Source organism: Bradyrhizobium sediminis (genome assembly GCF_018736105.1).
Taxonomy (GTDB): Bacteria; Pseudomonadota; Alphaproteobacteria; order Rhizobiales; family Xanthobacteraceae; genus Bradyrhizobium.
Genome location: NZ_CP076135.1, coordinates 3,191,389 through 3,204,762 on the forward strand (window position 1 = coordinate 3,191,389; position 13,374 = coordinate 3,204,762).

At 63.7% G+C, this 13,374-nt stretch carries 12 protein-coding genes and 3 pseudogenes; 6 read left to right on the forward strand and 9 right to left on the reverse strand.

Annotated elements, in window-relative coordinates:
• Positions 1-99 precede the first annotated feature (99 nt).
• The 3 genes and pseudogenes from glnA to KMZ68_RS15205 all read left to right on the forward strand — a co-directional run.
• Positions 100-1,509, forward strand: coding sequence for a type I glutamate--ammonia ligase (glnA, locus tag KMZ68_RS15200; RefSeq protein WP_215612090.1), 1,410 nt, complete (start codon positions 100-102; stop codon positions 1,507-1,509).
• 231 nt (positions 1,510-1,740) lie between these two features.
• Positions 1,741-2,511, forward strand: a pseudogene (locus tag KMZ68_RS26035) (fumarylacetoacetate hydrolase family protein); the annotation flags it as partial.
• A 105-nt stretch (positions 2,512-2,616) separates the two neighbouring features.
• Positions 2,617-3,570: pseudogene (locus tag KMZ68_RS15205) on the forward strand (2-dehydropantoate 2-reductase); the annotation flags it as partial.
• Positions 3,571-3,647: 77 nt separating this feature from the next.
• On the opposite strand, the gene KMZ68_RS15210 reads toward KMZ68_RS15205, so the two are convergent.
• Together KMZ68_RS15210 and KMZ68_RS15215 are read right to left on the reverse strand one after the other, a co-directional pair.
• Entirely contained in the window at positions 3,648-4,418 is a 771-nt protein-coding gene (locus KMZ68_RS15210) for a gamma-glutamyl-gamma-aminobutyrate hydrolase family protein (RefSeq protein WP_215612091.1), read from the reverse strand.
• A 109-nt stretch (positions 4,419-4,527) separates the two neighbouring features.
• On the reverse strand, positions 4,528-5,169 hold the full coding sequence (locus KMZ68_RS15215) for a TetR/AcrR family transcriptional regulator (RefSeq protein ID WP_215612092.1): 642 nt from the start codon (positions 5,167-5,169) through the stop codon (positions 4,528-4,530).
• A gap of 89 nt (positions 5,170-5,258) precedes the next feature.
• Here KMZ68_RS15215 and KMZ68_RS15220 point away from each other — a divergent pair, with 89 nt between their 5' ends.
• The gene (locus tag KMZ68_RS15220; RefSeq protein ID WP_215612093.1) at positions 5,259-6,674 is read left to right on the forward strand and encodes an amidohydrolase family protein; all 1,416 of its coding nucleotides are present in this window, start codon (positions 5,259-5,261) and stop codon (positions 6,672-6,674) included.
• Positions 6,675-6,685: 11 nt separating this feature from the next.
• On the opposite strand, the gene KMZ68_RS15225 is transcribed toward KMZ68_RS15220, so the two are convergent.
• On the reverse strand, positions 6,686-7,378 hold the full coding sequence (locus tag KMZ68_RS15225; RefSeq protein ID WP_215612094.1) for a hypothetical protein: 693 nt from the start codon (positions 7,376-7,378) through the stop codon (positions 6,686-6,688).
• 153 nt (positions 7,379-7,531) lie between these two features.
• Between KMZ68_RS15225 and KMZ68_RS15230 the strand changes: the two genes are divergently transcribed.
• Positions 7,532-8,659 (forward strand): AI-2E family transporter, encoded by a 1,128-nt coding sequence (locus KMZ68_RS15230; protein ID WP_215612095.1) that lies wholly within the window; start codon positions 7,532-7,534, stop codon positions 8,657-8,659.
• 16 nt (positions 8,660-8,675) lie between these two features.
• Here KMZ68_RS15230 and KMZ68_RS15235 read toward each other — a convergent pair.
• The 6 genes and pseudogenes from KMZ68_RS15235 to KMZ68_RS15260 form a co-directional block, all read right to left on the reverse strand.
• Positions 8,676-8,956 (reverse strand): annotated as a pseudogene (locus KMZ68_RS15235) (antibiotic biosynthesis monooxygenase family protein).
• Positions 8,957-9,163: 207 nt separating this feature from the next.
• Positions 9,164-9,400: a hypothetical protein gene (locus KMZ68_RS15240; RefSeq protein ID WP_215612096.1), complete on the reverse strand. Its 237-nt coding sequence runs from the start codon at positions 9,398-9,400 to the stop codon at positions 9,164-9,166.
• A 55-nt stretch (positions 9,401-9,455) separates the two neighbouring features.
• Positions 9,456-10,682: a GGDEF domain-containing protein gene (locus KMZ68_RS15245; RefSeq protein ID WP_215612097.1), complete on the reverse strand. Its 1,227-nt coding sequence runs from the start codon at positions 10,680-10,682 to the stop codon at positions 9,456-9,458.
• Positions 10,683-10,911: 229 nt separating this feature from the next.
• Positions 10,912-11,388, reverse strand: coding sequence for a 30S ribosomal protein S9 (gene rpsI / locus KMZ68_RS15250; protein ID WP_215606447.1), 477 nt, complete (start codon positions 11,386-11,388; stop codon positions 10,912-10,914).
• A 1-nt stretch (position 11,389) separates the two neighbouring features.
• Positions 11,390-11,854 carry a 50S ribosomal protein L13 gene (gene rplM / locus KMZ68_RS15255; protein ID WP_215606446.1) on the reverse strand — a complete coding sequence of 155 codons (465 nt, stop codon included), beginning with the start codon at positions 11,852-11,854 and terminating at the stop codon, positions 11,390-11,392.
• A 154-nt stretch (positions 11,855-12,008) separates the two neighbouring features.
• Positions 12,009-12,437, reverse strand: a complete 429-nt coding sequence (locus KMZ68_RS15260) for a PaaI family thioesterase (RefSeq protein ID WP_215612098.1) — start codon at positions 12,435-12,437, stop codon at positions 12,009-12,011.
• A 74-nt stretch (positions 12,438-12,511) separates the two neighbouring features.
• On the opposite strand from KMZ68_RS15260, the gene KMZ68_RS15265 reads away from it, so the two are divergent.
• Complete coding sequence (locus KMZ68_RS15265) at positions 12,512-13,336, forward strand: enoyl-CoA hydratase (protein ID WP_215612099.1); 825 nt, start codon at positions 12,512-12,514, stop codon at positions 13,334-13,336.
• The last annotated feature ends 38 nt before the right edge of the window (positions 13,337-13,374 follow it).

Here is a 13,374-nt window from a genome sequence, read left to right on the forward strand (position 1 = left end):
TCTGATATTGTGTTGGGCTTGGCCCAATTGTATTGACCATGCCTGACGGTCGCCGCCCGCGGCCCGATCGCGATGACCTGTAAGCCAAAAGGGGTATTCATGAAGACCGCCAAAGACGTCCTGAAATCGATCAAGGACAACGACGTCAAATACGTCGACCTGCGTTTCACCGATCCGCGCGGCAAGTGGCAGCATGTGACCTTCGACATCGGCATGATCGACGAGGAGATCTTCGCCGAAGGCACGATGTTCGACGGCTCCTCGATCGCCGGCTGGAAGGCGATCAACGAATCCGACATGTGCCTGATGCCCGATCCCGTCACCGCGACGATCGATCCCTTCTTCGCCGAAACCACCATGGTCATCACCTGCGACGTGCTGGAGCCGACCACCGGCGAGCCCTATAACCGCGACCCGCGCGGCATCGCCAGGAAGGCCGAGGCGATGGTCAAGTCGATGGGGATCGGCGACACCGTTTTCGTCGGACCGGAAGCCGAATTCTTCGTGTTCGACGACGTCCGCTACCAGACCACGCCCTACAACACCGGCTTCAAGCTGGATTCCTCGGAACTGCCGATCAACTCGGACACCGAATATGAGGGCGGCAACCTCGGCCACCGCATCCGCACCAAGGGCGGCTACTTCCCGGTTCCGCCGCAGGACTCGGTGCAGGACATGCGCTCGGAAATGCTCGGCGCGATGGCCAAGATGGGCGTCAAGGTCGAGAAGCATCACCACGAAGTCGCTTCCGCCCAGCACGAGCTCGGCATGAAGTTCGACACCCTGACGCTGATGGCCGACCAGATGCAGATCTACAAATACTGCATCCATCAGGTCGCCCACATCTACGGCAAGACCGCCACCTTCATGCCGAAGCCGGTCTATGGCGACAACGGCTCGGGCATGCATGTCCACCAGTCGATCTGGAAGGACGGCAAGCCGGTGTTCGCCGGCAACAAATACGCCGACCTCTCGGAGACCTGCCTGCATTACATCGGCGGCATCATCAAGCACGCCAAGGCGATCAACGCCTTCACCAACCCGTCGACCAACTCCTACAAGCGCCTGGTGCCCGGCTATGAGGCGCCGGTGCTGCTCGCCTACTCCGCGCGCAACCGCTCGGCCTCCTGCCGCATCCCCTACACCACCAATCCGAAGGCCAAGCGCGTCGAGGTGCGTTTCCCCGATCCGATGGCCAATCCGTATCTCGGCTTCGCCGCGATGCTGATGGCCGGCCTCGACGGCATCAAGAACAAGATCGATCCGGGTCCGGCGATGGACAAGGACCTCTACGACCTGCCGAAGGAAGAGCTGAAGTCGATTCCGACGGTGTGCGGTTCGCTGCGCGAGGCGCTGGAGAATCTCGACAAGGACCGCGCCTTCCTCAAGAACGGCGGCGTGTTCGACGACGACTTCATCGACAGCTTCATCGAGCTGAAGATGACCGAAGTCGAGCGTTTCGAGATGACCCCGCATCCGGTCGAATTCGACATGTACTATTCGCAGTGATGTTGCCGGCGGGTTTTCCCGCCGACGCCACCGCCTGAGAATGCAGGAGGCGCTCCGAGAGGGGCGCCTTTTGTTTTGCGGCGGCGCCTTCCCGGCGGACTGGGAAGCCACGGCGGCTTGGTCGCGCTCCCAATGATGCGGTGCACGGTTACAGGGCCGGGCATGAGGACTAGAATAAGCAACGGCCGCGCTTTCAAACGACGCTGGCTGTACCGCACCGGGAGGTCGCATATGGCAAAGTGGATCCGCTTCGAGCAGGACGGAAAGACCGGTTTCGGCACGCTGGATGGCGATACCATCGCGGTTCATACCGGCGACCTGTTCGCCGGCGCGAAGCCGAGCGGCCAGACGCTGAAGCTCTCGGCCGTTCAGGTTTTGACGCCGTGCGATCCTTCGAAAATGATCTGTCTGTGGAACAATTTCCACCAGCTCGCGGCCAAGAACGATTTCACGGAGCCGAAAGAACCGCTGTGGTTTCTCAAGGCGCCGAATGCGTATTGGCCCGCGAACAAGCCGATCGAGCGTCCCGCCACCTATGCCGGAAAAATCATTTACGAGGGCGAACTCGGAGTCGTCATTGGCAAGAAATGCTTCAACATCAGCGAAGCCGAAGCCGGCGACTATATCTTCGGCTATACCTGCGTGAACGACGTCACCGCCGTCGACCTGCTGCGCAAGGATAAGTCGTTCGAACAATGGGCGCGCGCGAAGAGTTTTGACACGTTCGGTGTGTTCGGCCCTGTGATCGCCACCGGCCTCGATCCGCTAAAACTGTCAGTCAAGACCATCCTGAACGGCAAGGAGCGGCAGAACTATCCCGTCGCCGACATGTTCTTTCCGCCGCACAAGCTCGTCGCCGCGATTTCCAGGGACGTGACGCTGATGCCGGGCGACATCATCGCCTGCGGCACCTCGCTCGGCGCCGGCACGATGGCCGACGCCCACAACGTCGTCGATATCGTGATCGACGGCGTCGGCAGCCTCAGCAATGTCTTCGACCAGGTGCTGCCCAGTCCGTATCTGTTGGGCGCCCCACCCAGGCAGAAGAAGATTTGCGTGGTAGGCGCCGGCGCCATCGGCGGCCTGCTGGCGGCAAAGTTTGCGCTGGCGGGCGAGGATGTCACGGTCATCGACCAGGGCGCGCATCTCGCCGCGATCCAGAAGAACGGACTCAAGCTGGAGTGGCACGACGGCAAGGTCCAGACCGCCAAGATGAAGGCCGTCAACAAGCCGGCCGAGGCCGGCAAGCAGGATATCGTCGTGCTGGCGGTGAAGGCGCATTTCCTCGATCAGGTGGTGCGCGACATCGATGCGCTGCTTGGTCCCGACACCGTCGTTCTGACGGTGCAGAACGGCCTGCCATGGTGGTATTTCCAGAGGCTCGGCGGCGAGTACGACAATCACCGGCTGGAGAGCCTCGATCCCTCGGGCGTCCTCACCGGGAATATCGACCCGAAACGCATTATCGGCTGCGTGGTTTATCCCGCGGCGGCGGCAACGGCGCCGGGCGTGATCCACCACGTCGAGGGCGATCGCTTCCCGATCGGGGAACTCGACGGCAAGGCGACCGAACGCGTCAAGGAATTGCACGACGTCTTCATCAAGGCCGGGCTGAAATCGCTGGTGCTGCCGGATATCCGCTCGGAGATCTGGCTCAAGGCATGGGGCAATCTCTCGTTCAACCCGATCTCGGCGCTCACCCACGCCACGCTGGTGGACATTTGCCAGTTCGCCGAGACGCGCGCTTTGGCGGCGACCATGATGAAGGAAGCGCAGGACATCGCCCGGAAGCTCGGCGTGAGCTTCCGCGTCAGCATCGACAAGCGCATCGCCGGCGCGGAAGCGGTCGGCGCGCACAAGACGTCGATGCTGCAGGATGTGGAAGCCGGCCGCTCGCTCGAAACCGAGGCACTGATCGGTTCGATCCTGGAAATGGCAAAGCTGACCAATACGGCGGCGCCCGCGATAGAGGCCGTCTATGCGCTGGTGAAGCTCCTCAACAAGGTCATGTTGCTGGAGGGCGGCGGCGTGAGGGTGGAGAAAGCGAACAAGGCGGCTTGAGGAGATTTGGGCCCTTCCGGATGGATGCTGCCCACTCATCATATCGGAGAGATGCCCAGCGCGCGCGGCGCGGACGGCTAGGTGGGGCGCTTGCGCGCCACCAGCGCCTCGCCGAACGCCTGAAACAAGGCGCGGTTGATCGGATTGCGTTGCGGATCGTATTCCGCATGCCATTGCACCCCGAGTGCAAAGCCGGGCGCGTCCGCGATCCGGATCGCCTCGATGGTGCCGTCTTCCGCCACCCCCTCGACCACGACGCGTTCGCCGGGTTCGAGGATGCCCTGGCCGTGGAGCGAATTGACGCGAATGGTCTCGCGCCCCAGAATTTTCGCAAAAGTACCGCCGGGAACGAGATTGACGTCATGCCGGTCGGCAAAGACGACCAGCGGGTCGGGGTGGATTTCGCCGTTCTCGAGCCGCGGCATCCGATGGTTCATGCGACCGGGCAATTCCCGGATTTCCGGGTGCAGCGAGCCGCCGAAGGCGACGTTCATCTCCTGCAGGCCGCGGCAGATGCCGAACAGCGGTACGCCGCGTTCGACACAGGCTCGCGACAATGCCAGCGCCATGTCGTCGCGATGCAGGTCGTAGGGCTCGTGTTTGGGGTCCGGTTCGGCGCGAAAATGCGCGGGGTGGACATTGGCGCGGGCGCCGGTCAGCACCACGCCGTCAACGGTATCCAGCAGCGCGCCGATATCGGTGATTTCGGGGGAGCCGGCAAACATCAGCGGCAGCGCGCCCGCGACCTCGGCGACCGCGCGCAGATTTCGCTCGCCGGACATCTGTGTCGCAAATCGATCCTCGATGCGATACGCGTTTGCGATCACACCGACCACCGGCCTCCTCATCGCTGATTATCCAATCTCAGATCACGAATTTGGGCGGATCATGCCCGCCAATAGACGCCGGATCAATATCTTACGCCCCCTTCCAGGACCTCGCTGCTCTGCAGGAATCTCAACCCACAGCCGCCAGCTTGGCGTCGAGATAGGCGCAAAGGATGATCTTGAGTTCTTCAAGCAGCTTGCCGCGCTCGCCCGGCCTGCTCCGGTCGAGGCTCGAGATCATTGCGCCGGTGATTTCCGACCATGCGGCAAGCATCCGGCTCCGGTCGTCCCTGGGCAGGCGCGGAAACGCTTCGGCGAAGACCCGGTCGAGGTGGCTCATCAGCGTGCCGCGAAGCTCGCGCGCCAGACTATCGAACCGCGGGTGCGATGGGCTGCCGGAAAATACGCATACGAAAGCCGACGCCTCCGCCTGAATGCCGGCGACCCCGTCGACAAGCTTCGCGATGAAAGCGCGGCGGTCTCGTCTGGCGCCGGCTGCATCGAGCTGTTCGCTCGCAAGCCTCAGGATACTGTCCTGGAACTGCTCGACCAACGCCGCGACGATGTCGTCCTTGCCCTCGAAGAACTGATAGATCGAGCCTACCGGGACCTTCGCGCGCTCGGCGACCAGATTGGTTGAAAGGCCATCGTAGCCGACCTCGCTCAGCAGTGCTGCGGCCGCCTTCAGAATATCAGCCACACGCGCCCGGCTGCGCGCCTGGGTGGGCAGCTTGCGCAGCCCGGCTGGTTTGCCAATCGCCTTCTTGGCCATGTCGCGCACAACTCCGTTGACATTATGAATATATGCTCATATTCATGATTATCGCTGCGGACGTTGTGGCATATCGGGCGGGTCTTGCAATGAATTTTCTCAACCGTCTTGGGCTTCGGCGGCCGGGTCCACCGCGGCGGGCCGCCGAGGGACGATTCCAGATCGATGGCGTCACCGTCATCAACCCGACGCGCGATCGGCGCACGGACGCGACGATTGCCGTCTCCGACGGGGCGATCTCGGGAATTTCCGATACGCGGACCGAGCCGCCGTCCGAGTTCGCAGGATGTTTCGCCCTGCCCGGGCTGGTCGACATGCACGTCCATTTGCCGCCGGACAATGCCTTGAAACTTACGCAGGCAGCGGCACTTCTCTATCTGCTGCACGGCGTGACCAGCGTACGCGAAGCCGGCGACCTCGACGGAACCGCCGTCGCCGCGGCACGGAGATTGAGCGACGAAGGCGTTCATCCAGTGCCGCGCGTGTTCTCCTGCGGGCCCTTCGTCGGCGCCGGCAAGGCGACCTTCAAGAATACGATCCTGCTGGCGGACGCCAGCGCGGCTGCGGCCGACGCGGCCGCAGCCCGCGTCAAGGCAACCGGGGCGAGCTTCCTCAAATTCTACGAAGGCCTGACCGAGCTGATGATCCGCTCGCTGGAGCGCTCCTGCGAAAAGCACGGCCTCAAGATGATGGGCCACGTGCCGGCCGGAATAACCTACGAAGAGGCGCGCATTGCGGAAGTCCAGCATTTCTTTGGCGTTCCGGAGCCAGGTACGCTGGAGCGCGACGCGCTGGTCAATCGCTCCTGCGACTGGCACGCCGTCGACGAGCGACGGATGGATCGCATCGTCGAAACGACGCTGAAGTACGGCATCGCCAACACTCCGACCATCGTCACCAACCAGCGGATGCTGTGTTACCGGGATTTCGAAGCTGCCCGCCGGCATCCCGATATGCTGAGAGTCCCCCCGTTCTATCTCGACGTGATCTGGCACCCCGACCGCGCGAGTAACCGGATGGCGCGCGACTATCTGGAGCGGCAGGTGGCCCCGGCGGTCGCAAAAAAACAGCGGCTGGCAAGGAAGCTGTTCGACGCCGGTGCGCAGCTATATCTCGGAACCGACGTCGCGCAGCCGTTCGTCATTCCGGGCGCCAGCCTGCTTGAGGAGATGGCGCTGTTTGCCGACGCCGGAATCAATGCCGAGCAGGTCTGGAAGCTCGCGACATCAGATGCCGGCGACCGGCTCGGCGTGCGCGGGTTGGGCCGCATCGAAACCGATGCGCCGGCCGACATTCTGTTGTTTCGGCGCGATCCGACCCAAGCCATCGGCAACCTTTCCAGCCTCGAAGCCGTGGTCGCGGCGGGCAGGCTGTATCGCATCGCAGATCTCGATCGCGCGCTTCGATCGAGCCAGGCCTGGTTCAACTCCCCCTTGATCAGGCCGCTGGCCCGCCGCGGCGCCGAACAAGCGCTGGATCGCGCATTCGGGCGGGGCCAGAGATAGTTTTGCGGCCGCTACTTCCGGGTGAAGGCCTGTCTGGCATCGATCCCATCGGCCGTCTGCAATCCCGCCGCCTTCAGCGCCCTGCCCGCGGCGTTGTCCGCACCGCCCAGCCACGGCAATCTTGCTTCGATGCCACGTGTCACGGGCTCGCCGAGCGGCCCGCCGAAATCGAGCGGCCACACCCCGTTCGGCACCACCTCGGCCGAAATGCCGCGGAGCCGGATGCCCTTCCCCAAAGCCGTTTCCATTTCATCGGGCGGCACCACGCGCGCCGTCCCGGGATCGGCGGGGTCGGTGAAGCTCACCAGCACCGGCATCACCGTGCCCTTGACCGGTACCGTGCCGGTCATTTGGGTCATCTGATTGAAGGATACATTGCGGCCCGCGGCCTTGTAGGCGCGCAGCGCCACATAGTTGATGTCGTCGAAGTCGACCGATTTGTCGATATGGGCCAGCAATGCGACCAGGTTCTTGCCGCCGCCGAGTTCGACATAGACGGCATCGCCCTTGGCGGTGGTCTTGCCGCCGCGGCTGTAGCTTCGATCGGGGTGAACCGCCATCATGCCCGAGGCCGACCTGACCCCTTCGGGGGTCTCCACCTCGACCGTCAGCCGGAATTTATGACCGGGCCGGTTGATCCTGATCTGGTCGCCGATCACCAGCGCGGCCAGCAGCGCCAGCGGCCCGAACCATTTGAAGTTCATACAATCAGCCCCTCGTCTCCCCCGCGATTCTTATTCCGCTCCCCGCTTTGCACAACGAATCCGCCAGCGTCAAACCGGCGCGTGTTCGGCGCTTGATCCCGGCTTCATTTGGCGAAAGAGTGCCGGCCGAACCGGTTTTGAAGGGGAATCACCTTGGCAGTCTCGGCTGACGATCGACTTCGGGCCCGCAACGATCTGGCATGGGCGATATCGGTCGGCGGCATCGGCGTGGTCGCCTTTGCCGCCCTGCTGCTGTTCACCTGGCATTTCGCCGCGACGCTGTTTCTGATCTTCGCCGGCATGCTGCTCGGCGTCGCTCTCAACGCCATGAGCGATCTGCTCGGCCGTGCGGTCAAGCTGCCGCAGTCGGTGCGGCTGACCATCGTGTGCCTCGTGCTCGCCGGAATGTTGTCGGGCGTCGTGTTCCTCGGCGGCAGCACCATCGCGCAACAGGCGGCGGTGCTGAGCGATACGATGAAGTCGCAACTGGTCAACGTCAAAGCCTTCCTCGAGAAGAACGGCATCGACACCAGCTATCTCGACTTCATCAATCAGGAAGCGGCGCCATCGGCGGCTTCGACTCCGGCCGCGCCGGGGGCCGCGGCGACGCATAATCTGCCGAGCGCCAGTACGATCGCCTCGAGCGGCGGCGCGATCATGGGCCAGACGCTCAAACTCCTGCTGGGTACTGTGAGCGCGGTGGGACACTTCTTCATCGTGCTGTTTCTCGGGCTGGCCTTTGCGGCGCAGCCGAGCGTCTATCGAAACGGATTGCTGTTCCTGGCGCCGGCAAGACACCGCGCCCGCGCCACCGTCATCATCGATCGCATCGGATGGACGCTGGAGCGCTGGCTGATCGCGCAGATCATCACCATGGCCGCCGTCTTCTTCGTCACCTGGATCGGCCTCAAGCTCATCGGCATCCAGAGTTCGTTCATCCTGGGCATCCAGGCGGGACTGCTGGCCTTCATTCCGACCGTCGGCGCCATCCTCGGCGGACTGATCGTGGTGCTGGCAAGCCTCGCCTCCGGATGGGTCGCCGCGCTCAGCGCATTTATCCTGTTTCTCGGCGTCCACGCGCTGGAGAGCTACATCCTCACGCCGATCGTCCAGCGTCAGGCCCTCGACATCCCGCCGGCCACGCTATTCGCCTTCCAGATCCTGCTCGGCGTGGTGTTCGGGATCTGGGGCCTGGCGCTGGCCTTGCCCCTGATGGCGATCGCGAAAGTCATGATCGATCATTTCAAGGCGGGCAGACAGCCAGAAGCGGTGGCGGCCTGAGAGGGCGCGTCGCCGTTCAGCTCGCCGAGGTCAGCACCGTCTCGGTGTTCGACCTCGGGGGGCGAAGCAAAATACGGCCCGACCAGCCCGCGCCATTCCGTGAAACTCTCCGAGCCGCGGAAGGGTTTCCCATTTGACCATCAGACGATAGCGCTGCGGCTTCTCGATCGAGCGATGCAGCTCAAACCCGTGAAACCCCTTGGAGCGGCCGAAAGCTGCGCGCGCCTTGGCGACGGCGGCTTCGAAGTCCTTCTCGGAGCCGGGCTTGATGTCGATCTGTGCGATTTCGGTGATCATCGGGGTTGCGGCCTTTCGCTGGAGCGTTTTCAAGCGAAGTGGATACCGGTTCGCGTGAAGAAAACGCGTCAAAACAAAAAAAGATAGAGCCCCGTTCCGATTCAATCGGAACGGAAAAGGCTCTGGAGCGTTCACGTCTCTAGCCCAGCCGGTTGCAAAGCAAAAGGGCGCCCTGCGGCGCCCCCGGCATTCCCCGTTCGCGCAAGCCTAGCTGAAGAGCAGCACCGTGACGGCGACCACCAGCGTGCAGCCGGCGAACGTCGCCAGCGGCAAGCGGCTGCGCGGCGTCGCATAGCGGCCCTGCGCGCGTCGTTCCATGATCAGCGCCGTTTCATATTCGTCGGAGTTGGAGAACATGCAGGCAAACCCGCCGCGCGCCGATACGGCTGCGGCTTCGAGCGACATCAGGGCGGCTTGGGCGTTGTGACTGCGGATCGTTTCCATGACACCGATGATATCGATCGAATGGTAAACGGCAGGTTACCGCGGCCAGCCCCGCTCACGCGAGGCCCATGAGTCCCGCCCGCGGCTGAGGCTGGCGCGCGATTCCAGCGGTTTTGCGCCGCCAGTTTTCCAGCGACAGCGGCAACTCCTCCGCGGCCTCGACGCGATTGCGGCCGCCGCGCTTGGCCTGATAGAGCGCGGTATCGGCCGCGGCCAGCAGCACTTCGAGCTCGGTACCGGCGGGCCCGCCGGCCACGCCGATGCTGACGGTGGTATCGACCGGCCCGTCCTCGACCACGATTCCCGAATTGGCGAAGGCCGCGCGAACGCGTTCGGCCGCCATCACGCCCTCCTCCAGCGAACAGGGCAGCAAGGCCGCGAACTCCTCGCCGCCGATTCGCCCGGACAGGTCGGTGATGCGCACGGTGTTGACAACGACGGTGGCGAACAGCTTCAGGATCTCGTCGCCAGCGGGATGACCGAAGCGGTCGTTGATCGACTTGAAATGGTCGATGTCGAAGATCAGCGCCGTCACCGGTCGGCCGGCGCTGGCTTCGCGCTCGATCACCCGCGCGCACGCCTCCGCGAAACCGCGGCGGTTGAACATGCCGGTCAGGGGATCCATCGACGCTGCGGTCTTGTGCGCGCGCACCGCACGCTCCGATACCAGCATGAAGATCACGAATACGGTTCCAACCGCATAGAGCACGAGTTCGATGGCGAACATCGTGACCCAGATGCTGCCGGAGAATGCTCCGTCGCGCGCGTGCAGGAGGTCGCCGAGCAGGATCGGCAGCATCAGCACGAAACCGTGCAGCATCGGCACCACGATCGCCGGCCAGCGCCTTTGCAGCGTCCTGCGCCGCTCGGACCACAGCTCGGTGGCGGTCAGCGCCGCGTAGATCGCGACGATGCCGGCGCCGATGGTCATGCGCAGCGCGGAGGACTCGGGCGCCAGCGTCGTGACGGCCGCGATCCAGGCGACCGCGCCCAGAACCAGCCCCGGCAGGTTCGGCTTGCGGCCGTGGAACACGCGCGAGGCGTTCCAGACCATGCCGCAGGCCACGAAGCCGACGGCGTTGAGCGCCAGCGAAAGCACTTCGCCGAGCGTATTGGCGGCGAGCGTCCAGAGCGCGACCGAGGCGGCGCCGAGCAGATAGGCGGTGCCCCACCATTTCAATGCCGGGATATTCTCCTGCTTGCCGAAAAACAGCAGCATGGCTCCGAGCATTGCCGCAACCATCGTAGCAACGAGATAAAGCGTGGAGGTGTCGAGGGACATGGGCCACCTGGCGATTTGTGATGCAGCGTTTCGGCGCGCCCGAAACGAAATACGCGCCATCGCTGTGAACGCTAGGGTCGCCGCCTTGGAAATTCGTTTGCGCGCGCAGGCAAGTTTTCAGGAAAAACTGCGTCAACTCGTCGGCAAATACTCAGCAAAAAGGGCGCCGATGAAGCGCCCTTTTCGAAGTTCTTTAATGCCGCATTCGCGGCAAATTTGCAGGAAGCAATTAGCGCTTCGAGAACTGGAACGACCTGCGCGCCTTGGCGCGGCCGTACTTCTTGCGCTCGACCACGCGGGAGTCGCGGGTCAGGAAGCCGCCCTTCTTCAGGACGCCGCGCAAATCCGGCTCGAAATAGGTCAGCGCCTTCGATATGCCGTGACGCACGGCACCGGCCTGGCCCGACAGACCGCCACCGGCGACGGTGCAGATCACGTCGTACTGGCCGGCGCGGGCGGCGGCGACCAGCGGCTGCTGGATCATCATGCGCAGCACCGGACGGGCGAAATAGACTTCGACCTCGCGGGTGTTGACCACGATCTTGCCGGCGCCGGGCTTGATCCAGACGCGGGCGACCGCGTCCTTGCGCTTGCCGGTGGCGTAGGCGCGGCCCTGCTTGTCGACTTTCTTGACGTATTTCGGCGCTTCCGGCGTCGCCGGCTTCAGCGCCGACAGCTGATCGAGCGACTGCATGGTATCGGACATCTTATGCGGCCCTCATGTTCTTGCGGTTCATCGAAGCGATATCGAGCGTCTCGGGTTGCTGGGCTTCATGCGGATGCTCAGGTCCGGGGTAAACCCGCAAGTTGCCGAGTTGCACCCGGCCGAGCGGTCCGCGCGGGATCATGCGCTCGATCGCCTTCTCGACCACGCGCTCGGGGAAACGGCCCTCGAGGATCGACTTGGCGGTGCGTTCCTTGATGCCGCCGATGAAGCCGGTGTGGTTGTAATAGACCTTGTTGTCGCGCTTGCGACCGGTCAGCACCACATGCGCCGCGTTGATGATGATGACGTGGTCACCGCAATCGACGTGGGGGGTGTAGGTCGGGAGGTGTTTGCCGCGAAGGCGCATCGCGACCAGAGTGGCGAGCCGGCCGACCACCAGACCTTTGGCGTCGATCAACACCCACTTCTTCGTCACCTCGGCGGGCTTTGCCGAAAACGTTTTCATGTGAGGAAATCCGTGAAAGGGGATATCGGACGCGACTGCGCCGAACTGCGCGGTTTCTAGATAGGTCCCGCGCGCGCGTCAATCCCAAAAGGCGATATTTAGCCCTTCAAAAACAATGGCTTACAAATATGGTGCTATAATACCACGAAAAACACTAAGTATTTGGAATGGAATAGGTCGACGTCACATGGGCGATCGGATCGGGCGAGGTCCCCGACAGCAGGTTGACCTCGCCGACCGCGAGCCGCTTGCCCAGCTTCAACAGCCTGGCTTCGGCAAGGACATCCTGCCCCGCCTGCCCCTTGCGCAGGAAATTGATGTTGAGGTTGGTCGTCACGGCAAGGCCGATCGGGCCGATCGCCGACAGCAGCACCACATACATGGCGCAATCGGCCAGCGCCATCAGCGTCGGCCCCGACACCGTCCCGCCCGGCCGCAGCATCCGCTCGTTGTAGCGCTGGCGCAGCAGGCAGGTGGTACCGTCGGCGCTTTCGATTGACGTGTCACCGCTGCCGAACGACTGCGGAAATTCGGCACGGAGGAACTCCTCCAGTTCGGCCACGCTCATTTTCACAATTGCCATGTCGCTTTGCCTGCCCTCGCCTCGCGAGGCTTGTTACAATAAGGTGATGTATCTGCCCTAGTGGAAATTTTTCGATGTCCGCCCAAACCGCCCGAGCCCCGTCGCCGCCATCGCCGATCCTGCTGCGGGAGACGCAGGGCTACGTCGCCGTGCTCACGCTCAACCGTTCCCAGGCCCGCAACAGCCTGTCGGAAGGCCTGATCGCCGAACTGCACGCGGCGCTGAAGCAAATTCACGACGACAAAAGCGTGCGCGCGGTGGTGATTGCGGCCAACGGCCCGGCCTTTTCCGCCGGCCACGACATGAAGGAACTCACCGCCCGCCGCTCCGACGCCGATCGCGGCCGCGCCTATTTCGCGCAGATCATGACGTCCTGCAGCGCGATGATGCAGGCGGTCGTGCAATTGCCGAAGCCGGTCGTCGCCGCGGTCCAGGGGATCGCCACCGCCGCCGGTTGCCAGCTGGTGGCGAGCTGCGATCTCGCGGTGGCCTCGGAAGCCGCCACCTTCGCCACGCCGGGCGTCGATATCGGGCTGTTCTGCTCGACGCCGATGGTGGCGCTGTCGCGCAACGTGACGCGCAAGCAGGCGATGGAAATGCTGCTGACCGGCGAGCCGGTCTCCGCCACGCGGGCGCGCGAACTCGGCCTCGTCAACCGCGTCGTCGCCGCCGGCACCGAGCGCGACGCCGCCATCGCGCTGGCGCAAAAGGTCGCGCTGAAATCCGCCTACACGATCAAGCTCGGCAAGGAAGCGTTCTACCGTCAGGCCGAAATGAGCCTCACCGAGGCCTATCGCTATGCGGCCGAGGTGATGACCGAGAACATGATGGCCCGCGACGCCGAGGAAGGCATCGGCGCCTTCATCGAGAAGCGCGAGCCGAAATGGCAGGACAAATAAATCGGATTTCCTCATCCTGAGGAGCGGCCCTCTTGGCC